Genomic DNA, 21,535 nt, shown 5'->3' on the forward strand with positions numbered 1-21,535 from the left:
GGGATCAGGAACAGGTGGATGGACTGGTCCTTCGTGCGGAACCGCTTGTTCCGTGCGTCTTCTTCGCCCGGTCGGACACGATCACCGCATGGTCGGCCGGGACCCAGGACACGCCCTCCGGATTGCCGTAGGCCGTACGCCCTTCGCCGTCGGTGGGGAGGCGGTGGACCGTGCCCTCGTCGACCTCCCACTTCCTGGTGGAGACGCGGCCCACCCAGAGCGCGGACGACGCCTGCGACAGGACGGCGATCCGTCCGTCGCGCACCGACACGCTGCTGTAGTCCTCGAAGGGCAACGACCGGGGCAGCCGGATCACGTCCGTCCTGATCCAGCGCTCGCCGTCACGCCGGAAGACCTGGATACGGCCGCCGCCCGGCTTCCTGCCCTTCTTTCCGCCCGCACAGCGGTTTCCCTCGCACAGGGCGAGGAGGTACCCCGTGCCGGAGCGCTCGACCGGCTCCAGACGCTCCATGCCCTAAGACGTGGAACGTGAGCGGCGACGGGGTACCCCGTTCCTGGGGCGACAGGAGCAACTACGCCAGCGGCGAGGGCCAGTTCCACGAGATGTCGCAGGTGGAATCGGGCGTGCTGACCCCGGACACCACACTGGTGACCCTGACCATCGGAGGCAACGACGGCGCCGCCTTCCAGGACGCCGTCATCGCCTGCTACGCCATCGGCGTCTGTGAGACAGGCGACTACACGGCGAGGATCGACAAGGCGGTCGCCGACACCAAGATGCTCATCGAGAAGATCGACGATCCCGGTTACGCCGAGACCGCCCAGATCGTCCTCATGGGCTATCCGAGCATCGTCGGGGACGAGAGCTGCAACGGTGCCGACGTCGCGGTACTGAACGACCTCGCCGACCATCTCCGGGACAAACAGGCCGCCATGGTCGCCGACCTCAAGAAGGCCGGCGTCAAGGTGGCGTACGCGGACTCCATCGCCAAGTTCGAGGGCCACGGTCTCTGCGACAGCGACGAGTGGGTCAACGGCATAGTGACGGGCCCCGAGGGGGAGGGCGACTTCCACACGGGAGACGACGTCCAAAAGGTCTGCTGGTGGTTCAACACCTGCCTGAGCCGTGAGGCCTTCCACCCGAAGCCGTCCGGCACGACCGGATACGCTGCGGTCATGCGCGACACACTGGACTCCATCGGCTACAAGGGAAGTTGAACGGCCGCCGGTGAGCCACGGATCTGACGCGCCCGAGGACGGGAAGCGGGGACACCGCTTCCTGTCCTCGGGATGTCTTGTCGTACTGGTCGTCGCGCTCTGCCTGCTGGGCGCGCTCGTCTGCAACCTTGTCTCCCAACGGAAGAGCGCCGACCACCGGGCCCTCGATCAGATTCAGGCCTCCGTCGAGGACGCGCGCGAGCGGCTGCGCTCGGCGGCCTCGGACGGAACCCTGACGGACGAGGAGATCCAGCAGGCGCTGCGGCTGTCCCAGGCGTCCGCGCGGGACACCGTGCGCACCGAGGACACGGTGACCGTCAAGGCTCTGGTGCGCGGGACGCACGCGTCCGCGGTCGGCGGCGGGGAAGTGACACGCTGCCACCGGTTCCGGGTGGTGTTCTCCGCGAAGGGGACGACGGTCGGCGACGGGCCGGCGAAGAACTGCGACGAGTGATCGCCCAGCCGCCACGAGCACCTCGGGACCACACGCACCCCGAGGGGGAAACCAGCAGGGGCCCGCCCTCACCGGCGAACCCCCGCTGACCTGAGTCCTTCTGACCTGCACCCTGCCGACCTGCGCTTTCCGAAGCCTCGGAAAGCAGCGCGGCCTCCGGTCACACGTTGAAGCGGAACTCCACCACGTCCCCGTCCTGCATCACGTAGTCCTTGCCTTCCATGCGCGCCTTGCCCTTGGCGCGGGACTCGGCGACCGAGCCGGTCTCGACGAGGTCCTCGAAGGAGATGACCTCCGCCTTGATGAAGCCCTTCTGGAAGTCGGTGTGGATGACTCCGGCGGCCTCGGGGGCGGTGGCGCCCTTCTTGATGGTCCAGGCGCGGGATTCCTTAGGGCCTGCCGTGAGGTACGTCTGCAGGCCGAGGGTGTTGAAGCCGACGTGCGCGAGCCTGGCGAGGCCGGGCTCCTCGACTCCGACGGACTGGAGGAGTTCCATGGCCTCCTCGTCGTCCAGCTCCGCGAGGTCCGACTCCAGCTTGGCGTTCAGGAAGATCGCCTCGGCGGGGGCCACCAGGGCGCTCTGCTCGGCCTTGAAGGTCTCGTCGACCAGCTCTTCCTCGTCGACGTTGAAGACGTACAGGAACGGCTTGACCGTCAGCAGGTGCAGGTCGTGGAGGAGGGCCTCCTGGTCCGAGCCCTGCGAGATGCCCGCGGCGAACAGCGTCTGTCCCGCGTCCAGGATCTCCTTCGCCGCCTCGATCGCGGTCACCTTCGCCACGACGTCCTTCTTGATCCGCGACTCCCGCTGGAGGCGCGGCAGGACCTTCTCGATGGTCTGCAGGTCCGCGAGGATCAGCTCGGTGTTGATCGTCTCGATGTCGTCCTTGGGCGAGACCTTGCCGTCCACGTGCACGACGTTCTCGTCCTTGAAGGCACGGATGACCTGGCAGATCGCGTCGGACTCGCGAATGTTCGCGAGGAACTTGTTGCCGAGCCCCTCGCCCTCGCTCGCGCCGCGCACGATGCCGGCGATGTCGACGAAGTCCACGGTGGCGGGGAGGATCTTCTGCGAGCCGAAGATCTCCGCCAGCTTGGTCAGCCGGGCGTCGGGGACGCCGACCACACCCACGTTCGGCTCGATCGTGGCGAACGGGTAGTTGGCCGCCAGCACGTCGTTCTTGGTCAGGGCGTTGAACAGGGTCGACTTGCCGACATTCGGCAGACCGACGATTCCGATCGTGAGCGACACGTTGCGACTTCCCGTACGTGAGGTTGTGGGGCGAGGACTGGGGCCAGGAGGGATGCTCGGGCCGATCCACCAGTCTACGGCGTGCGGCACCTCGCACCGGCGACGTATCGAACGCTTGGCCAAGGTCGGCCAAAGCGCGTGTCTAGGGGGTCATTCCGCACATAACCCGACCTAAGTTGGACCAGTGGAGCAACACAGGACACGTCCTCCCCAGTCACAGCCGTCACGAGGCGGCTCACCGCTTCCCCCGCAGGCCGGGCGGGGCGGTGCCCGTACGGCCCGGCAGGCCGGGGCCGGTGTCCCCCGTACCGCGAAGTCCGTCTCCCCGCTCGTGCAGGCGGTGCGCCGGTTTCCCAACCCCCGGCTCACCGGACTGGGCAGCGGGCTGTTCTGCACCGCGTCGATGTTCGCGCTGGCCTGTCTGATCCAACTGCTGTTCGGGGCGTCACTCGTCGTCTACGGGGTGCTCTTCCTGCCGGTCTGCGTGCTGACCGCGGTGTGGGTGCGGCGGGCCGACCTCGTCACCGCGGTCGTCGCCGTGCCGATCGCCTTCGCCGTCGGCCTGCTGCCCATCGCCGACAGCGACGGCGGCTTCGGCGGCCGGCTGATGGGCCTGGTCACCGCCCTCGCGATGCACGCGGGCTGGCTGTACGGCGGCACCCTGCTGGCCGGGGCCATCGTGACCGTGCGCAAGGCGCGGATGATGACCCGCAAGGCCGCACAGCGACGCCGTACGACCTGACGCCCTTCGACCCGACGACGCTTACGGCTTACGGCTTACGGCTTACGGCTTACGGCTTACGGCTTACGGCTTACGGCCGGGCTAGTCCTTCTGCGCCGCCCGCATCGCCGCGCCCACGATCCCCGCGTTGTTCTGCAGCTGGGCCGGCACGATCTCCGCCTTGATGCCCTCGATCAGCGGCAGGAACTTCTGCGACTTGCGGCTGACGCCGCCGCCGATGATGAAGAGCTCGGGCGAGAAGAGCATCTCCACATGGGCGAGGTACTTCTGGACGCGGTGGGCCCAGTGCTCCCAGGAGAGGTCGTGGTCCTCCTTGGCCTTCGTGGAGGCGTGCTTCTCGGCGTCGTGGCCGTTCAGTTCGAGGTGTCCCAGCTCCGTGTTCGGGACGAGGATGCCGTCCACGAAGAGGGCGCTGCCGATCCCCGTACCGAAGGTCAGGAGGAAGACCGTGCCCTTGCGGTCCTTGCCGGCGCCGAACTGCATCTCGGCGACGCCCGCCGCGTCCGCGTCGTTCAGCACCGTCACCGGCAGGCCGCCCAGCCGGTCGCCGAGCAGGGCGCGCGCGTCGGTGTCGATCCAGTCCTTGTCCACGTTGGCCGCCGTGCGGATGGTGGCGCCGCCGGTGACCACACCCGGGAAGGTGATACCGACCGGGCCCGTCCAGCCGAAGTGGCCGACGACCTCCTTCACGCCGTCCGCCACCGCGTCGGGTGTCGCAGGGTGCGGCGTGAGCACCTTGTAGCGCTCCTCCGCCAGGTCGCCCCTGTCCAGGTCCACGGGAGCGCCCTTGATCCCTGATCCGCCGATGTCCACGCCGAAGATCTGCATGGCTCTACGTTACGTCGTGGGACGGACAGTCACTCGGCCGAGGGGGTGGTTCCCGTGCGCTCGGCCACCAGGGCCGCCGCCTCCGCGCGCAGGTCGCGGCGCAGCTCCTTGGGCAGGGAGAACGTGATGGACTCCTCGGCGGTCTTCACCGTCTCCACGTCCCCGTAGCCGCGCTCGGCCAGCCACTCCAGAACGCCGTCCACCAACACGTCCGGGACCGAGGCGCCGGAGGTCAGGCCGACCGTGGTGACGCCCTCCAGCCAGGCCTCGTCGATCTCCGAGGCGAAGTCCACCAGGTGCGCGGCGGAGGCGCCGGCGTCCAGGGCGACCTCGACCATCCGGATCGAGTTCGAGGAGTTCTTCGAACCCACCACGATCACCAGCTGAGCGTCCTCGGCGAGCTTCTTCACCGCGATCTGACGGTTCTGCGTGGCGTAGCAGATGTCGTCGCTCGGCGGGGAGACGAGCTGCGGGAACTTCTCCTTGAGGGCGTCCACCGTCTCCATGGTCTCGTCTACCGACAGCGTGGTCTGGGAGAGCCAGACGACCTTGGACGGGTCCCGGACCTCGACCTTGGCGACGTCCTCGGGGCCGTCGACCAGTGTGATGTGGTCGGGTGCCTCACCGGACGTGCCGATGACCTCCTCGTGGCCCTCGTGGCCGATCAGGAGGATGTCGTAGTCGTCGTTCGCGAACCGGACGGCTTCCTTGTGGACCTTGGTGACCAGCGGGCACGTCGCGTCGATGGTGGCGAGCTTGCCGGCCGCGGCCTCGTCGTGGACGACGGGGGCGACGCCGTGCGCGGAGAACATGACGATGGCCCCCTCGGGGACCTCCGCGGTCCGCTCGACGAAGATCGCGCCCTTCTTCTCCAGGGTCTTCACGACGTACTTGTTGTGGACGATCTCGTGGCGGACGTAGATCGGGGCCCCGTACTGCTCCAGGGCTTTCTCGACGGCGATCACGGCACGGTCGACACCCGCGCAGTAGCCACGGGGGGCGGCGAGGAGGACACGGCGGCCAGTCGAAGCAGTCATGCGTCCCATCGTAAGGCCGCGCCCGACAGGTCAAAGATCGCGTCCGCGGGGAGACTGGTCGGGGGCCGGGGAGCTGAGCGGGGGCGGGCGCGTCACGACTCTCGGGAGGCATGGATGTCCGGCACGGATTCACCGGCCCGCGCGGCCGACGGCGAGCAGGGGCTGCGGCGCAGCCTCGGCTTCCGTGACCTGGTCGTCTACGGGCTGCTGTTCATCGCCCCCATGGCGCCGGTCGGTGTCTACGGGACCCTCGACGCCAGGTCGCACGGGGCGGTCGCGCTGGTCTACGTCGTCGCCACGGTCGCGATGGCGTTCACCGCGTTCAGCTACGCGCAGATGGTGCGGGTGGTCCCCCAGGCCGGTTCGGTGTTCGCCTACGCGCGCGCGGGGCTCGGCAAGGAGGCCGGGTTCATCGCCGGGTGGATGGCGATGCTGGACTACCTCCTCATCCCGGCGGTGGCGTACCTCTTCTCCGGGATCGCGATGAACTCCCTGGTCCCGGGCGTCTCGCGGTGGGTGTGGACGGCGCTCGCGGTCGTCGTGACGACGCTGCTGAACCTGTGGGGGGTACGGGCCGCCGCGCGCGTCGGTTTCCTGGTGCTGGCGATGGAGATCGTGGTCCTCCTTGTCTTCTTCGTGTCGGCGATCGTGGTCCTCGCGCGCGACGGGGCGCAGCGGGGGTGGCTGTCGCCGTTCTCCGGAGACGGGTCGCAGGGGGCGTTCGCGCTGTCCGCGGTCCTCGGAGCGGTGTCGATCGCGGTGCTGTCGTACCTCGGTTTCGACGCGATCGCCTCCTTCGCGGAGGAGGTCACCGGCAGTTCGGAGAAGGTCGCGAGGGCGGTGCTGTTCTGTCTCGCCCTCGCCGGTGTGCTGTTCATCGCGCAGACGTACCTCATCGCCCTTCTGGAGCCGATGTCGTCGGCGCAGCTCGCCGACGATCCGGTCCGGCAGGGGTCGGCCTTCTACGACGCCGTGGACGCCTCGGTCGGTACGTGGCTGCACGACCTGGTGGCCGTGAGCAAGGCGATCGGGGCGGCGTTCGCGGCGCTGGCCGGGCAGGCGGCGGCGGGACGGCTGCTGTTCGCGATGTCCCGGGACAGGCGGCTGCCGCGGGTCCTGTCGAGGACGGACTCCGGGGTGCCGCGTGCCGCTCTGCTCTGCGCGGCCGTCATCACGCTGGTCGCGGCGGTGTGGGCCGCGCGGCGCGACGACGGGATGGACCACCTGGTGTCTGTGGTCGACGTCGGCGCGCTGACCGCCTTCACACTGCTGCACGCGAGCGTGGTGGGGTGGTTCGCCGTGCGGCGGCGGGGCGGGGCGGTCGTGTGGTGGCGGCATGTGCTGGTGCCGGTCGTCGGGGCGGCGATCACCGTCCTGGTGATCTTCGAGGCGTCGGGGGCGGCGCAGGTGGTGGGGGCGGTGTGGTTCGTGGCGGGGGTCGCGGTGCTGATGGCCCAGCGGACCCCTGCGGGTGCCTGAACTCGTGTGCATCCCCACCCCCGGGGCTCCGCCCCGGCCCCCACCGGACGTCCGAGCGCCTCGCTCGGGAGCACCCCGGCCCCCGCCGGGACGGCCGAGCATCTGGGTCGGCTGCGGCCCGGCCCCCGTGCCGGGACGGCTGAGCGTCTGGGCCGGGCACGCCCCGAACCCCGCCGGAACGGCCGAGCGCCTGGGTCGGCTGTGGCCCGGCCCCCGTGCCGAACAGCTGAGCGTCTTAGCCGGGGCGCGCCCCGACCCCGCCGGAACGGCCGAGCGTCTCAGTCGGGCGCGCCCCGGCCCCCCGCCAGAACGGCCGAGCGCGTTGGCCGGCTGCAGGCCGGTGGGGGGCTGATCGCGCAGTTCCCCGCGCCCCTGACGGGGCACGCCCACCTTTAGGGGCGCGGGGAACGGCGCAGTCTTTTCGCCTTTCAGGGGCGCGGGGAACGGCGCAGCCTTTTCGCCCTTCAGGGGCGCGGGGAACGGCGCAGTCTTTTAGGGGCGCGAGGAACTGCGCGGCCGGCCCCCACCGGCCCGCACCCGGCCAAGGAAGACAACCGACCCTGTCGGAGCCGCCCGCTAGGCTCACCGCATGGCTCTCAACACGTCCGCCGACACCCCCCTCCCCGTCGGCGAGGTGTCGCGGCTCATCGGGGGATGGATCGACCGGCTCGGCGCGGTGTGGGTCGAGGGACAGATCACCCAGCTGTCCCGCCGCCCGGGCGCCGGCGTCGTCTTCCTGACGCTGCGCGACCCGTCGCACGACATCTCCGTGGGAGTGACCTGCTACCGGCAGGTGTTCGACGCCGTCGCCGACGTGGTGAGCGAGGGCGCCCGCGTCGTCGTCCACGCGAAGCCCGAGTGGTACGCACCGCGCGGGCAGCTGTCGCTCCGGGCCGTCGAGATCAAGCCGGTGGGCGTCGGCGAACTGCTCGCCCGGCTGGAGCGGCTGAAGAAGTCCCTCGCCGCGGAAGGCCTGTTCGCCGCCGACCGCAAGAAGCCGCTTCCGTTCCTGCCCCAGCTCGTCGGTCTGGTCACCGGTCGCGCCTCCGCCGCCGAGCGTGACGTCCTGGAGAACGCGCGCCACCGCTGGCCGGCCGTCCGCTTCGAGGTGCGCAACGTCGCCGTGCAGGGCGTCCACGCCGTTCCGCAGGTCGTCCAGGCGGTGAAGGAGCTGGACGCCCTCGATGACGTCGACGTGATCATCGTGGCGCGCGGCGGCGGCAGCGTGGAGGACCTGCTCCCGTTCTCGGACGAGCAGCTCGTACGGACGGTCGCGGCCTGTCGTACGCCTGTCGTCTCGGCCATCGGTCACGAGCCCGACAACCCGCTCCTGGACCACGTGGCCGACCTGCGCGCCTCCACCCCGACCGACGCCGCGAAGAAGGTCGTGCCGGACGTCGGCGAGGAGTACGAGCGCGTCCGGTTCCTGCGGGACCGTGCCCGCCGGTGCGTCGGGAACTTCATCGAGCGCGAGGAGCGGGGCCTCGCGCAGGCGCTGGCCCGCCCCTCGATAGAGGATCCGCACCGGATGGTGGACGAGCGGGCCGACCACGTCGCCGCGCTCCTGGACCGCGGCCGTCGCACGCTCGGCCATCTCCTCGACCGGGCCGGCTCGGAGCTGACCCACACGCACGCGCGCGTGGTGGCCCTCTCCCCCGCCGCGACCCTCAAGCGGGGTTACGCGGTCCTGCAGAAGCCCGACGGCCACGCCGTCCGGTCCCCGGACGAGGTGACGGCGGACGAGCCCCTGCGGGCGCGGGTCTCCGAGGGCGAGTTCACGGTCCGGGTCGCACAGGTGGAACAGGCCGAACAGGCCGAACGGGTCGACGGCTGAGGCAGGACTCGATGTCCGAGGCAGGATCTAGGGTGGGCGCATGACCAGCGTGACCAGCAAGACGGACGAGGCTCTGGGGTACGAGCAGGCGCGGGACGAACTCATCGAGGTCGTCCGGCGCCTTGAGGCGGGCGGTACGACGCTCGAGGAGTCGCTCGCCCTGTGGGAGCGCGGCGAGGAGCTGGCGAAGGTGTGCCGGCGGTGGCTCGACGGCGCCCGCGCCCGCCTGGACGCGGCGCTGGCGGAGGAGGAGAACGACGACAACGACGACTCGGCCGCGGCGGACGCCGACTCCCGGTAGACCGGGGCGGCGCAGGGCCGAGGGCGCTCGGTCCCCTCGCTCCGAGGTGAATGGTCTGGCCATGTATCTGTGAAGCGGATCACTCTGGTCCACTTTTGGTTGAAGCTTAAACCTAATCGGCGTACGGTCGGCCGTGTCAGCCGATCCCTCACAGGAGTTGATCCCCACGGGATCCGACGCACGCTCCGAAAAGGTTTTTCCTCATGTCTCTCGTTCTTGACCCCGCCGCCCAGGACCTGCTGTTCCGCGAGGCCCGCACCGCCAACGCCTTCACCGACGAGCCGGTGACCGACGAGCAGGTGCAGGCGATCTACGACCTGGTCAAGTACGGCCCGACCGCCTTCAACCAGTCGCCGCTGCGCATCACCCTGGTCCGCTCCGCCGAGGCCCGCGAGCGCCTCGTGCAGCACATGGCCGAGGGCAACCGGCCGAAGACGGCCACCGCGCCGCTCGTCGCGATCCTCTCCGCGGACAACGAGTTCCACGACGAGCTGCCGCAGCTCTTCCCGCACTTCCCGCAGGCCAAGGACGTCTTCTTCGCCGAGCGCCCGGCCCGTGAGGGTGCCGCCGCGCTCAACGCCGCGCTGCAGGCCGCGTACTTCATCATCGGTGTCCGGGCCGCCGGCCTGGCCGCCGGCCCGATGACGGGCTTCGACTTCGCGGGCGTCCAGAAGGAGTTCCTCGACGGTGACCACACCCCGCTGATGGTCGTCAACATCGGCAGGCCCGCCGAGGACGCCTGGTTCCCGCGCTCCCCCCGCCTTGCGGCCGACCAGGTCATCACGACGGTCTGACCCGGCCCGCCCCGGCAGGACCGAAGGACGTGCGAGAGGCCCCCGGCACTGCCGGGGGCCTCTCGCACGTCCTGTCGACCGGGAAGCGGCGCTCAGGAGCGCGTCACCCAGGAACGCTCAGGACGTCCTGAGCGATTGCGCCATCTTCGTCAGCTGCGCGAACGACGCCGTGCCGGTGACCACGGTCGTGGAGTTCTTCTCCCGGAGCACCAGGGCGTCGTACTTCGCGCCCTTGTACCGCTTCCAGGACTTCTCGCCGATGCGCTGGGTGACGTTCGTCTCCTCGGCGCCCTGGCTGGTGTCGTCGATGAACGTGCCGGGCTTCTGAGTGGACTGCTCGATCGCCACGTACTCCCCGTCGGGGTCGTGGAAACCGAGGTGCCACGCGTCGAAGTCGTCTCCCCGGAACCTCACCGAGGTCGCCTTCCAGTCCGCGGACAGACCCTCGGGCGCCGCCACCGGATACGTGGCCGCGCGACGTGCCGTGAGGAGCTCCACGCGGTAGTCGACCCGTTCGAGAGGGGGCTCCGAGTCGTCATTGGGGATGAACACGTAGATGAAGCCCACGACGATGCCGATCAGGCCCAGCGACAACACCATGTCCCGGACCGTCTGCTTGCCTTTCATACCTGCCACGACCCCATCGTCGCAGGTGTACTGGTCCGCTCATCCGTGGGGCCCCCTGCTCATTTTGTCGGACTGAGGATAGAGTCGGCCCGAACCCTCATCCGGCCGTCGCCGTATCAGAAAGGTGCGCTCCGATGACCGAGCATCACTTGCCCTCCGAACTCGTGGTCCCCCCGGAGGCTCCCGACCGCAACCTCGCGCTTGAGCTCGTGCGGGTCACCGAGGCCGCCGCGATGGCCGCGGGCCGCTGGGTCGGCCGCGGCGACAAGAACGGCGCCGACGGCGCCGCCGTGCGGGCCATGCGGACCCTCGTCTCCACCGTCTCGATGAACGGCGTCGTCGTCATCGGGGAGGGCGAGAAGGACGAGGCCCCGATGCTCTTCAACGGGGAACGCGTCGGGGACGGGACCGGACCCGAGTGCGACATCGCCGTCGACCCCATCGACGGGACGACGCTCGCCGCGAAGGGCATGACCAACGCGATCGCGGTGCTGGCCGCCGCCGACCGCGGCACCATGTTCGACCCGTCCGCGGTCTTCTACATGGACAAGCTGGTCACCGGCCCCGAGGCCGCCGACTACGTCGACATCAACGCCCCCGTGTCCGTGAACATCCGCCGGGTCGCCAAGGCCAAGCGCGTCACGCCCGAGGACGTCACGGTCGTCATCCTCGACCGGCCGCGCCACGACGGCATCATCAAGGAGATCCGGGAGACCGGCGCGCGCATCAAGCTCATCTCCGACGGTGACGTCGCGGGCTCGATCCTGGCGCTGCGCGAGGGCACGGGCATCGACCTGCTGCTCGGCATCGGCGGTACACCCGAGGGCATCATCTCGGCCTGTGCCGTGAAGTGCCTCGGCGGCACCCTCCAGGGCAAGTTGTGGCCCAAGGACGACGAGGAGCGGGCGCGCGCGGTCGACGCGGGGCACGACCTGGACCGCGTGCTGCTCACCGACGACCTGGTCTCCGGCGAGAACGTCTTCTTCGTGGCCACCGGGATCACCGACGGCGAGTTGCTGCGGGGAGTGCGGTACCGGCCCGAGACCGCTACGACCGACTCGATCGTGATGCGGTCCAAGTCGGGGACGGTGCGGCAGATCAACTCCGAGCACCGGCTGGCGAAGCTGCGGGCGTACAGCGCGATCGACTTCGACCGGGCGAAGTAGCTCCGCCGGTCGAACCGTTGCCGCGGGCCGTTGCCGGCTGCGGGGCCGCCGTGGCACACCGATGGGGCGTCCCTTGTGCGGAGGGGCGCCCCATCGGTGTGCCAGGCCCTAGCCGGCCGCGGCTATCGTCCCCGAGGTGTGGGCCGCCTTCTGGAGGTCGAGGTCACGGCGCCGGCGCCGGGCCAGGACCACACGGCGCTCGGCGGCGGTGAGGCCGCCCCAGACGCCGTACGGCTCGGGTTGCAGCAGTGCGTGTTCCCGGCACTCGATCATCACCGGACAGCGCGCGCAGACCCGCTTCGCCGCTTCCTCGCGGGACAGCCGGGCCGCTGTGGGTTCTTTCGAGGGTGCGAAGAACAGCCCGGCCTCGTCGCGGCGGCACACGGCCTCCGTGTGCCAGGGGGCGTCCTGATCCCTCTCACGCACCGGCACCGGCTGGGGCGGAACGGCAGCGACCTGCAGGGACTGATGCGGCGGATGCAGCACGGTCTACTCCTGACGACGGCTTCGCGAGCGAGAGACGATGCAGCAAGGCCTACCCGCTGTGCGCGCGCCTATGCACTCAGTTCGCAAGCGCGGGAGATCCCGTCCGGCACTCGACCGCCGCTCCTGGACCGCGGCCTTCCGGTAGCCGGCGATTCGCGACCGTCAATGCCCGAGATGTTTGCGCAACCGGGCGTTCACCTTGTCGCTGACGCGGTCGAGGATGTCCTCGATCAGCTTGCCCCGCTTGGGTTTCGCCTCGATGCTCCCCAGCACGGCCAGTCCGTCCACGTAGACCACGGGAGCGTCCTGCTCTCCCGAATCCAGCGTGTCCACCTCGAAACTGCCGAGGACTCCGCCACCGCTGCCGCGCAGCGACACGTTCTCCGGGACGCGGATCTCGACGCTGCCGAAGACCGAGATCGCCTTGATCACGACCTGCTGGTGCTCGAAGAGCGCCTCGCTGAGGTCTATCTCCACGCTGCCGAAGATCGCGTACGCGTGCGTGCGGCGGCCCACGCGCCAGCGGCCTCTGCGCACGGCCGCGCTGAACACCGCCACCACGTTCTCGTCGGCCACCGGGGGGATCGCGCCCGGGGCGGGGCGGTTGGGGGCTGCCGTGAACGCGGTCGACGGGCCGGTGCGGTGGGCCGCGGGCAGGTCCCGCACCAGCGGTTCCAGCTCGCCCACGGTCTTCGCGCGGAAGACCTCCTCGACCCGCTCCGCGTGCTCCTCCGCGGTGAGGCGGCCCTCGGCGTGAGCATCGCGCAGCATGTCCGCGATCCGGTCGCGGTCCGCGTCCGAGGCCCGCAGGTCCGTGTGCTTCCTCACGTCGGGCTCGGTGCGCTTCCGAAGGTCGGGCTCGGTGTGCTTCTGAAGGTCCACGGCAGCAGCGTACCCAAACGCGATAGATCGCGACTAGAGGGTGTGGACGGCGGGTGTGGACAGCGAGTGCGGAAGACGAACTGAGCCTTACCTCACAAGCCCGGTGTCCGAGGCAGGTTCTACGCTGGTGGCGCCGCCAACGGAGGCCGGCCGCTGTCTGTCGATGAAGGATTTGGCGAGATGCCTGAGTTCGCGTACACCGATCTGCTCCCCCAGGGAGAGGACACCACCCCCTACCGGCTGGTGACCTCCGAGGGCGTCTCCACTTTCGAGGCCGACGGGCGCACGTTCCTCAAGGTGGAGCCGGAGGCCCTGCGCGAGCTGGCCGCCGAGGCGATCCACGACATCCAGCACTACCTGCGGCCGGCGCACCTCGCCCAGTTGCGGCGCATCATCGACGACCCCGAGGCGTCGAGCAACGACAAGTTCGTGGCGCTGGACCTCCTGAAGAACGCGAACATCGCGGCCGCCGGCGTGCTGCCCATGTGCCAGGACACCGGCACGGCGATCGTGATGGGCAAGCGCGGCCAGAACGTGCTCACCGAGGGCGGTGACGAGGCGGCCCTGTCCCGCGGCATCTACGACGCGTACCTGAACCTGAACCTGCGCTACTCGCAGATGGCCCCGCTGACCATGTGGGACGAGAAGAACACCGGCTCGAACCTCCCGGCGCAGATCGAGCTGTACGCGGCCGACGGCGGCGCCTACAAGTTCCTCTTCATGGCCAAGGGCGGCGGCTCGGCCAACAAGTCGTTCCTCTACCAGGAGACGAAGGCCGTCCTGAACGAGGCCTCCATGATGAAGTTCCTGGAGGAGAAGATCCGCTCGCTCGGCACGGCCGCCTGCCCGCCGTACCACCTGGCGATCGTCGTCGGCGGCACGTCCGCCGAGTACGCCCTGAAGACCGCGAAGTACGCGTCCGCGCACTACCTGGACGAGATCCCGGACGAGGGTTCCGAGCTGGGCCACGGCTTCCGGGACAAGTACCTGGAGGAGAAGGTCTTCGAGCTGACGCAGAAGATCGGGATCGGCGCGCAGTTCGGCGGCAAGTACTTCTGCCACGACGTGCGCGTGGTGCGCCTGCCCCGGCACGGCGCGTCCTGCCCGGTCGCGATCGCCGTCTCCTGCTCGGCCGACCGCCAGGCCGTCGCGAAGATCACCGCGGAGGGCGTCTTCCTGGAGCAGCTGGAGACCGACCCGGCGCGGTTCCTGCCCGACACGACCGACGAGCACCTGGACGAGGCCGGTGACGTCGTGCGCATCGACCTGAACCGGCCGATGGACGACATCCTCGCCGAGCTGACGAAGTACCCGGTGAAGACCCGGTTGTCGCTCTCCGGGCCGCTCGTCGTGGCGCGGGACATCGCGCACGCGAAGATCAAGGAGCGGCTGGACGCGGGCGAGGAGATGCCGCAGTACCTGAAGGACCACCCGGTGTACTACGCGGGGCCCGCCAAGACCCCCGAGGGGTACGCGTCCGGGTCGTTCGGGCCGACCACGGCCGGGCGCATGGACTCCTACGTGGAGCAGTTCCAGGCGGCGGGCGGGTCGCGGGTGATGCTGGCGAAGGGGAACCGGTCGCAGCAGGTCACTGACGCGTGTGGCGCGCACGGGGGGTTCTATCTCGGGTCCATCGGCGGGCCCGCCGCCCGGCTCGCGCAGGACTGCATCAAGAAGGTCGAGGTCGTCGAGTACGAGGAGCTGGGGATGGAGGCCGTGTGGAAGATCGAGGTGGAGGACTTCCCGGCGTTCGTCGTGGTCGACGACAAGGGCAACGACTTCTTCAAGGACCCGGCGCCGGCTCCTACGTTCACGACGATTCCCGTGCGAGGTCCTGGGCTCTAGGGTTTTTCGCCCCCGCCGCCCCTACCCTCCCCCAGTCTCGGCTTCGCTCGACCGGGGGGACCCCCATCGTCACTGCATGGGGGCTGCGCCCTCTCGCCCCCGTTGTCCTCAAACGCCGGACGGACTGAATACGTTTCAGCCCGTCCGGCGTTTGAGGACCGGGGGTTCGGGGGCGGCGCCCCCGAGGCAGTGGACGGGAATGGGTAGGGGCGGCGGGGGCGATATACCTCGTATGACCGACTACCGCATCGAACACGACTCCATGGGCGAGGTCCGCGTCCCCGCGGACGCGAAGTGGCGGGCCCAGACCCAGCGCGCCGTCGAGAACTTCCCGATCTCCGGGCAGCATCTGGAGCGCGCCCACATCGAGGCCCTGGCACGGATCAAGGCGGCCGCGGCCAAGGTGAACGCGGGCCTCGGCGTGCTGGACAAGGACATCGCGGAGGCCATCCAGGAGGCGGCGGGCGAGGTCACGGACGGCAGGTGGGACGAGCAGTTCCCCGTGGACGTCTTCCAGACCGGTTCCGGGACGTCGTCCAACATGAACACCAACGAGGTGCTCGCCACGCTGGCGACGGAGCGGCTCGGCAGGGACGTACACCCGAACGACCACGTCAACGCCTCCCAGTCCAGCAACGACGTCTTCCCGTCCTCCATCCACATCGCGGCGACGGCCGCCGTCACCCGCGACCTCATTCCCGCGCTGGACCATCTCGCCGCCGCGCTGAGCCGTAAGTCGCAGGAGTTCGCCGATGTGGTGAAGTCGGGGCGGACCCATCTCATGGACGCCACCCCGGTGACGCTCGGCCAGGAGTTCGGCGGGTACGCGGCCCAGGTGCGGTACGGGATCGAGCGGCTGGAGGCCTCGCTGCCGCGGCTCGCCGAGCTGCCGCTCGGAGGGACGGCCGTGGGGACCGGCATCAACACGCCGCCCGGGTTCTCCGCCGCCGTGATCGCCGAGGTGGCGCGGGCCACCGGGCTGCCGCTCACCGAGGCGCGCGACCACTTCGAGGCGCAGGGCGCGCGGGACGGGATCGTCGAGACCAGCGGGCAGCTGCGGACCATCGCCGTGGGCCTCACGAAGATCGCGAACGATCTGCGGTGGATGGCCTCCGGGCCGCGCACGGGTCTCGCGGAGATCGCTCTGCCCGACCTGCAGCCGGGCTCCTCGATCATGCCCGGCAAGGTGAATCCGGTGATTCCCGAGGCCGTGCTGATGGTGGCCGCGCAGGTGACCGGGAACGACGCCACGATCGGGGTCGCCGGAGCCTCCGGCAACTTCGAGCTGAACGTCATGCTGCCCGTCATCGCGAAGAACGTCCTTGAGTCGGTCCGGCTGCTCGCGAACGTCTCCCGGCTGCTCGCCGACCGGACCGTCGACGGGATCACGGCCGACCGCGAGCGGGCCCGGGAGTACGCCGAGTCGTCGCCGTCGGTCGTGACCCCGCTGAACAAGTACATCGGGTACGAGGAGGCCGCCAAGGTCGCCAAGAAGACCCTGGCCGAGCGGAGGACCATCCGTGAGGTCGTCCTGGAGTCGGGGTACGTCGAGCGCGGCGATCTCACCCGCGAGCAGTTGGACGAGGCCCTGGATGTCCTGCGGATGACACGGCCGTAACGTCGGCCGGCCATCGGGCGAACCATGGCGCTTACCGCAGCGTCGTATGCCTCGGGCACCTAATATCTGTTCATGGCAGAGGGTGGAGCGGTGACACATGTGGAAGCGGGCGGTTCGGCGGCGTACTGGAACCCCGGGAGTCAGATCCTGTGGCGTTACCGGGAGAACGCCGGCGATCGCCTCCACATCGTCCGTCCCGTGACCGTCGTGCGGGACGACAGCGAGCTGCTCGCCGTGTGGCTGGCCCCGGGGACGGAGTGCGTGAAGCCCGTCCTCACGGACGGGACGCCGGTGCACGCGGAGCCGCTGGAGTCCCGCTACACCAAGCCGCGGACCGTGCAGCGCGACCGCTGGTTCGGCACGGGTGTCCTCAAGCTGGCGCGGCCGGGCGAGCCCTGGTCGGTGTGGCTGTTCTGGGAGCCGGGCTGGCGGTTCAAGAACTGGTACGTCAACCTGGAGGAACCGCTGGCCAGATGGGACGGCGGGGTCGACTCCGAGGACCACTTCCTCGACATCTCGGTACATCCCGACAGGACTTGGGGCTGGCGCGACGAGGACGAGTTCGCGCAGGCCCAGCGGGACGGCCTGATGGACGCCCGGCTGGCCGCGCGCGTGGGGGAGGCCGGGCGTGCGGCGGTGGAGGTGATCCGGGGCTGGGGCCCGCCGTTCTCGGACGGCTGGCAGCGCTGGCGCCCCGATCCGGCCTGGTCCGTACCGTCCCTGCCGGACGACTGGGATCGCACGCCCGCGCACGTGTCCACATGAGACCCTTGATGCGCCCCCGTGGTAGAACCGTAGGATCGTCCTCCGCAACGAACAGTCAGGGTCGGTGTCCAGCACCGGCGTTGAGGAGTGGTGGTCGGGTGGCGGGCGGGTGCGCTACGGCAACTCCCGCAACGGGCGCTGGGCTTGACCGAACGTCACCGAGGGGCGGCAGGACGTGAGCGAGCGGCACGAGGGTCACAGCGGTACGGACCGGAGCCGGCGAATCAGACCGTTCCCGCCGGTGTCCGAAGGTCATTCTTCTGAGAGGCTGTCTGATCACGCGGGGATTCCGTTCCTGGGGCACGCATTCCGGGTATCGGGTTCTCTGCGGGACGAACTGCACGCACGGCGCGCAGCACCGGACGGATGGATTCGACACGCGTGACGGAGCACCCCACCTCTCATGAGCGCCGACAGCCGAACGCTGCCAGGCCGGCGGCCCCCGCGGACCCTCGCGGGGCGCTCCTGCGTACCCCGGAGCAGCCCGTACCGGGCTCACCCGGTTTACCGGCGCAGGGACGATCTGCCGGGACCCCCGCATCGCCGGGGGCCGTCGGTGTGCCCGGTCCCGACAGCCCGGGCCCGATCGGCACGCCCGTGACCGCGGACGCACGTGCCGCCGCCACGGGCACGCCCGCCGCGTCGGGGTCCCCGGCCGGCAGCCAGGGCCCGCCCGCGCCCTCGGGAGGGCACGGGCCGACCGACGCGCCCGCCGGTTCCGGGCCCGAGCACGCCCAGACGTCGGCCACCGAGCCCGATCCGCACCGGCCGCGGCCCGCGCCCGAGGCCATGGGCGCCCAGTCCGGCGCCGAGGCCACCGGCCGGCAGGGCGGCATGGACCGGCGTACGGGGCAGAGTTCGCAGGCGCCCGGCACACCCATGCCCATGCGCCGGGACGGTGACCGGCTGCGCTTCGTGGGGGCCGCCACCCGGCGGATCGCCCGCGGCATCGACCTCGACGAGATCGTGATGGGTCTGTGCCGGGCGACCGTGCCGACCTTCTCGGACGCGATCCTGGTCTATCTGCGCGACCCGCTGCCGGTGGGCGACGAGCGGCCCACCGGGCCCGTCGTGCTGCGGCTGCGGCGCACCGACCGGATCCCGGAGGACCGGGACACCGAGGGCTTCCTGCTGCCCGCGCTGCAGCCCGAGCCCGACGTCGGCATCACCGCCGAGCTGTGCACCGTACGACCCGGTGGCGCGCTGAACGAGGTGCTGCGCGGCGTGCGGCCCGTGTTCGCCGACGCGCCCGCCGCCCGGGCCGCGCTGCCCGAACTGATCGGCGACGACCTGACCGTGCCGGGCGGCCAGCGCGCGATCCTCGCGCCCCTGCGCGGGCGCCGTCGGGTGATCGGGGCCGCGCTGTTCCTTCGCCGCCCCGACCGGCCCGCCTTCGAGACCGACGACCTGCTGGTCGCGGCCCAGCTCGCCACGCACAGCGCGCTCGGCATCGACAAGGCCGTGCTGTACGGCCGCGAGGCGTACATCGCGGACGAGCTGCAGCGCACGATGCTGCCCGAGACCCTGCCCCGGCCGACCGGTGTGCGGCTGGCGTCCCGCTATCTTCCGGCCGCCGAGACCGCCCGGGTCGGCGGCGACTGGTACGACGCGATCCCGCTGCCCGGCAGCCGGGTCGCCCTCGTCGTCGGTGACGTCATGGGCCACTCCATGACCTCGGCGGCGATCATGGGCCAGCTGCGCACGACGGCGCAGACCCTCGCCGGGCTCGACCTGCCGCCGCAGGAGGTCCTGCACCACCTGGACGAGCAGGCCCAGCGCCTGGGCACCGACCGCATGGCGACCTGCCTGTACGCGGTGTACGACCCGGTCGCGCACCGCATCACCATCGCCAACGCGGGTCACCCGCCGCCGGTGCTACTGCATCTGGGCGGGCGGGCCGAGGTACTGCGCGTACCGCCCGGCGCCCCCATCGGCGTGGGAGGCGTGGATTTCGAGGCGGTCGAGCTGGACGCGCCCGCCGGCGCCACCCTGCTGCTCTACACCGACGGCCTGGTCGAGTCGCGGCTGCGTGACGTGTGGACCGGGATAGAGCAGTTGCGCGAGCGGATCGCCGCGACCGCCCAGCTGACGGGACCGGACCATCCGCCGCCCCTGGAAGCGCTGTGCGACGAGGTGCTCGACATGCTCGGCCCGGGCGACCGGGACGACGACATCGCGCTGCTCGCCGCCCGCTTCGACGGGATCGCGCCGAGCGATGTCGCCCTGTGGCACCTGGAGCCCGAGGACGCGGCGCCCGGCCGGGCCCGCCGGCTGGCCCGCAAGGCGCTGTCCCGCTGGGACCTGGAGGAGCTGACGGACTCCGTGGAGCTGCTCGTCAGCGAGGTCGTCACCAACGCCGTGCGCTACGCGACGCGGCCCGTCACGCTGCGTCTGCTGCGTACCGACGTGCTGCGCTGCGAGGTCGGCGACGACGTTCCGCAGCTGCCGCGGCTGCGGCAGGCGCGTGCCACGGACGAGGGCGGGCGCGGCCTCTACCTGGTGAACAAGCTGGCCAGGCGGTGGGGCGCGACCCGGCTCAGTACCGGAAAGGTCGTCTGGTTCGAGCTGAACCACAGCTGAGCCGGACCGGAGCCGAGTCGGATCCCGGCTGAGGGGTACCCAGGCGTCACGCCCCTCAGCAGTCACTCGGCGACCCCGGAACCGAGCCGGAATCCAACCGGAATCGGACCCCGTCCAAATGTTGCCGACATCTCGTCGGCGGAGTTGACTGCTGGGTGTGCGAAGCGATCAATCGACTCTCTTCTCGAACGGGAGGACGCTCGTGACGCAGGCCCCCGACAAGGCTCCGTACACCACGAACAACGTCGGGATTCCGGTGGAGAGCGACGAACACTCGCTCACCGTCGGCCCCGACGGCCCGATTCTGCTCCAGGACCACTACCTCATCGAGAAGATGGCCCAGTTCAACCGGGAGCGGGTGCCGGAGCGGGTGGTGCACGCCAAAGGCAGTGGCGCGTACGGATTCTTCGAAGTCACCAACGACGTCAGCCAGTTCACCCGGGCCGATCTCTTCCAGCCCGGCAAGCGCACGGACATGCTGGCGCGCTTCTCCACCGTCGCGGGTGAGCAGGGCTCCCCCGACACCTGGCGCGACCCCCGTGGTTTCGCGCTGAAGTTCTACACCGAGCACGGCAACTACGACATGGTGGGCAACAACACGCCGGTCTTCTTCGTCCGTGACACGATCAAGTTCCAGGACTTCATCCGCTCGCAGAAGCGCCACCCGGTCACCGGGCTGCGCAGCAACGACATGCAGTGGGACTTCTGGACGCTCTCGCCCGAGTCGGCACACCAGGTGACGTGGCTGATGGGCGACCGGGGCGTGCCGAAGACGTACCGCCACATGAACGGCTACTCGTCCCACACGTATATGTGGATCAACGGCGCGGGTGAGCGGTTCTGGGTGAAGTACCACTTCAAGACGGACCAGGGCATCGACTTCCTGACCCAGGCCGAGGCCGACGAGCTGGCCGGTTCGGACGCGGACAAGCACCGCCGTGACCTGTACGAGTCGATCGAGTCGGGGAACGCGCCGAGCTGGTCCCTCAAGGTCCAGGTCATGCCGTTCGAGGACGCGGCGGACTACCGCTTCAACCCCTTCGACCTGACCAAGGTCTGGCCGCACGGCGACTACCCGCTGATCGACGTCGGCCGGATGGTCCTCGACAAGAACCCCGAGGACTACTTCGTCCACATCGAGCAGGCCGCCTTCGAGCCGTCCAACCTGGTGCCCGGCATCGGCCCCTCGCCGGACAAGATGCTGCTCGGCCGGCTCTTCTCGTACCCGGACACCCACCGGTACCGGATCGGCCCGAACTACGCGCAGCTGCCGCCGAACCGGCCGCACTCGGCGGTGAACTCGTACGCCAAGGACGGCCCGATGCGGTACGTGCCGTCGAACGCGGCGCGGCCGTACGCGCCGAACTCGTACGGCGGTCCGGCGGCCGACTTCGGGCGGTTCGGCGACCCGGCGAGCTGGCAGACCGCGGGTGAGCTGGTGCGCGAGGCGACGAAGCGGCATCGCGAGGACGACGACTGGGGGCAGGCCGGCACGATGGTCCGGCAGGTCCTCGACGACGCGCAGCGGGAGCGGCTGGTGACGAACGTCAGCGGGCATCTGTCTGCCGATGTGTCGCCGCCTGTGCTGGAACGGGCGTTCCAGTACTGGCGGAACATCGACAAGGAGATCGGGGACCGGATCGCCAACGCGGTCAGGGAGGGCTGAGCG

Annotated in this window: 20 protein-coding genes; 13 read left to right on the forward strand and 7 right to left on the reverse strand. The window is 70.2% G+C overall.

What is annotated here, in order from left to right; all coding sequences use genetic code 11:
- Nucleotides 1-4 precede the first annotated feature (4 nt).
- Nucleotides 5-472, reverse strand: a complete 468-nt coding sequence (locus OHS59_RS16845; protein ID WP_328494219.1) for a hypothetical protein — start codon at nt 470-472, stop codon at nt 5-7.
- A gap of 17 nt (nt 473-489) precedes the next feature.
- On the opposite strand from OHS59_RS16845, the gene OHS59_RS16850 reads away from it, so the two are divergent.
- Both OHS59_RS16850 and OHS59_RS16855 read left to right on the forward strand, forming a co-directional pair.
- Nucleotides 490-1,179 (forward strand): hypothetical protein, encoded by a 690-nt coding sequence (locus tag OHS59_RS16850; RefSeq protein WP_328494220.1) that lies wholly within the window; start codon nt 490-492, stop codon nt 1,177-1,179.
- Nucleotides 1,180-1,189: 10 nt separating this feature from the next.
- Nucleotides 1,190-1,633 (forward strand): hypothetical protein, encoded by a 444-nt coding sequence (locus OHS59_RS16855; protein ID WP_328494221.1) that lies wholly within the window; start codon nt 1,190-1,192, stop codon nt 1,631-1,633.
- A 160-nt stretch (nt 1,634-1,793) separates the two neighbouring features.
- Here the strand turns inward: OHS59_RS16855 and ychF are convergent, their stop codons facing one another.
- Entirely contained in the window at nt 1,794-2,882 is a 1,089-nt protein-coding gene (ychF, locus tag OHS59_RS16860) for a redox-regulated ATPase YchF (RefSeq protein WP_328494222.1), read from the reverse strand.
- 184 nt (nt 2,883-3,066) lie between these two features.
- Between ychF and OHS59_RS16865 the strand changes: the two genes are divergently transcribed.
- Nucleotides 3,067-3,624 (forward strand): DUF6542 domain-containing protein, encoded by a 558-nt coding sequence (locus OHS59_RS16865; RefSeq protein ID WP_328494223.1) that lies wholly within the window; start codon nt 3,067-3,069, stop codon nt 3,622-3,624.
- An 81-nt stretch (nt 3,625-3,705) separates the two neighbouring features.
- Here OHS59_RS16865 and ppgK read toward each other — a convergent pair whose 3' ends face one another.
- Together ppgK and OHS59_RS16875 are read right to left on the reverse strand one after the other, a co-directional pair.
- Nucleotides 3,706-4,452: a polyphosphate--glucose phosphotransferase gene (gene ppgK / locus OHS59_RS16870; RefSeq protein ID WP_328494224.1), complete on the reverse strand. Its 747-nt coding sequence runs from the start codon at nt 4,450-4,452 to the stop codon at nt 3,706-3,708.
- A 29-nt stretch (nt 4,453-4,481) separates the two neighbouring features.
- Nucleotides 4,482-5,498, reverse strand: coding sequence for a 4-hydroxy-3-methylbut-2-enyl diphosphate reductase (locus OHS59_RS16875; RefSeq protein WP_328494225.1), 1,017 nt, complete (start codon nt 5,496-5,498; stop codon nt 4,482-4,484).
- 105 nt (nt 5,499-5,603) lie between these two features.
- Here OHS59_RS16875 and OHS59_RS16880 point away from each other — a divergent pair, with 105 nt between their 5' ends.
- The 4 genes from OHS59_RS16880 to OHS59_RS16895 all read left to right on the forward strand — a co-directional run bounded on the left by OHS59_RS16880 (nt 5,604) and on the right by OHS59_RS16895 (nt 9,897).
- Nucleotides 5,604-6,968 (forward strand): APC family permease, encoded by a 1,365-nt coding sequence (locus tag OHS59_RS16880; RefSeq protein WP_328494226.1) that lies wholly within the window; start codon nt 5,604-5,606, stop codon nt 6,966-6,968.
- A gap of 589 nt (nt 6,969-7,557) precedes the next feature.
- Nucleotides 7,558-8,802, forward strand: a complete 1,245-nt coding sequence (xseA, locus tag OHS59_RS16885) for an exodeoxyribonuclease VII large subunit (RefSeq protein ID WP_328494227.1) — start codon at nt 7,558-7,560, stop codon at nt 8,800-8,802.
- A gap of 49 nt (nt 8,803-8,851) precedes the next feature.
- Complete coding sequence (locus OHS59_RS16890) at nt 8,852-9,103, forward strand: exodeoxyribonuclease VII small subunit (protein ID WP_443061634.1); 252 nt, start codon at nt 8,852-8,854, stop codon at nt 9,101-9,103.
- A gap of 203 nt (nt 9,104-9,306) precedes the next feature.
- Nucleotides 9,307-9,897 (forward strand): malonic semialdehyde reductase, encoded by a 591-nt coding sequence (locus OHS59_RS16895; RefSeq protein ID WP_328494229.1) that lies wholly within the window; start codon nt 9,307-9,309, stop codon nt 9,895-9,897.
- Nucleotides 9,898-10,014: 117 nt separating this feature from the next.
- On the opposite strand, the gene OHS59_RS16900 is transcribed toward OHS59_RS16895, so the two are convergent.
- A complete protein-coding gene (locus OHS59_RS16900; protein ID WP_328494230.1) occupies nt 10,015-10,533 on the reverse strand; it encodes a DUF4245 domain-containing protein in 519 nt (172 codons plus the stop codon).
- 125 nt (nt 10,534-10,658) lie between these two features.
- Between OHS59_RS16900 and glpX the strand changes: the two genes are divergently transcribed.
- Complete coding sequence (glpX, locus tag OHS59_RS16905; RefSeq protein ID WP_328494231.1) at nt 10,659-11,690, forward strand: class II fructose-bisphosphatase; 1,032 nt, start codon at nt 10,659-10,661, stop codon at nt 11,688-11,690.
- A 108-nt stretch (nt 11,691-11,798) separates the two neighbouring features.
- On the opposite strand, the gene OHS59_RS16910 is transcribed toward glpX, so the two are convergent.
- Both OHS59_RS16910 and OHS59_RS16915 read right to left on the reverse strand, forming a co-directional pair.
- Nucleotides 11,799-12,176, reverse strand: coding sequence for a WhiB family transcriptional regulator (locus tag OHS59_RS16910; RefSeq protein ID WP_328494232.1), 378 nt, complete (start codon nt 12,174-12,176; stop codon nt 11,799-11,801).
- Nucleotides 12,177-12,338: 162 nt separating this feature from the next.
- The gene (locus OHS59_RS16915) at nt 12,339-13,058 is read right to left on the reverse strand and encodes a DUF1707 SHOCT-like domain-containing protein (RefSeq protein WP_443061449.1); all 720 of its coding nucleotides are present in this window, start codon (nt 13,056-13,058) and stop codon (nt 12,339-12,341) included.
- Between the two features lie 180 nt (nt 13,059-13,238).
- On the opposite strand from OHS59_RS16915, the gene OHS59_RS16920 reads away from it, so the two are divergent.
- The 5 genes from OHS59_RS16920 to OHS59_RS16940 all read left to right on the forward strand — a co-directional run bounded on the left by OHS59_RS16920 (nt 13,239) and on the right by OHS59_RS16940 (nt 21,532).
- Nucleotides 13,239-14,903 carry a fumarate hydratase gene (locus OHS59_RS16920; RefSeq protein ID WP_328494233.1) on the forward strand — a complete coding sequence of 555 codons (1,665 nt, stop codon included), beginning with the start codon at nt 13,239-13,241 and terminating at the stop codon, nt 14,901-14,903.
- Between the two features lie 232 nt (nt 14,904-15,135).
- Complete coding sequence (locus tag OHS59_RS16925; protein WP_328494234.1) at nt 15,136-16,521, forward strand: class II fumarate hydratase; 1,386 nt, start codon at nt 15,136-15,138, stop codon at nt 16,519-16,521.
- 72 nt (nt 16,522-16,593) lie between these two features.
- The gene (fomD, locus tag OHS59_RS16930) at nt 16,594-17,286 is read left to right on the forward strand and encodes a cytidylyl-2-hydroxypropylphosphonate hydrolase (RefSeq protein ID WP_328494235.1); all 693 of its coding nucleotides are present in this window, start codon (nt 16,594-16,596) and stop codon (nt 17,284-17,286) included.
- A 381-nt stretch (nt 17,287-17,667) separates the two neighbouring features.
- Nucleotides 17,668-19,866 (forward strand): SpoIIE family protein phosphatase, encoded by a 2,199-nt coding sequence (locus OHS59_RS16935; RefSeq protein WP_443061450.1) that lies wholly within the window; start codon nt 17,668-17,670, stop codon nt 19,864-19,866.
- 202 nt (nt 19,867-20,068) lie between these two features.
- On the forward strand, nt 20,069-21,532 hold the full coding sequence (locus tag OHS59_RS16940; protein WP_328494237.1) for a catalase: 1,464 nt from the start codon (nt 20,069-20,071) through the stop codon (nt 21,530-21,532).
- The last annotated feature ends 3 nt before the right edge of the window (nt 21,533-21,535 follow it).

The sequence above is a fragment of the Streptomyces sp. NBC_00414 genome, assembly GCF_036038375.1.
Taxonomy (GTDB): Bacteria; Actinomycetota; Actinomycetes; order Streptomycetales; family Streptomycetaceae; genus Streptomyces.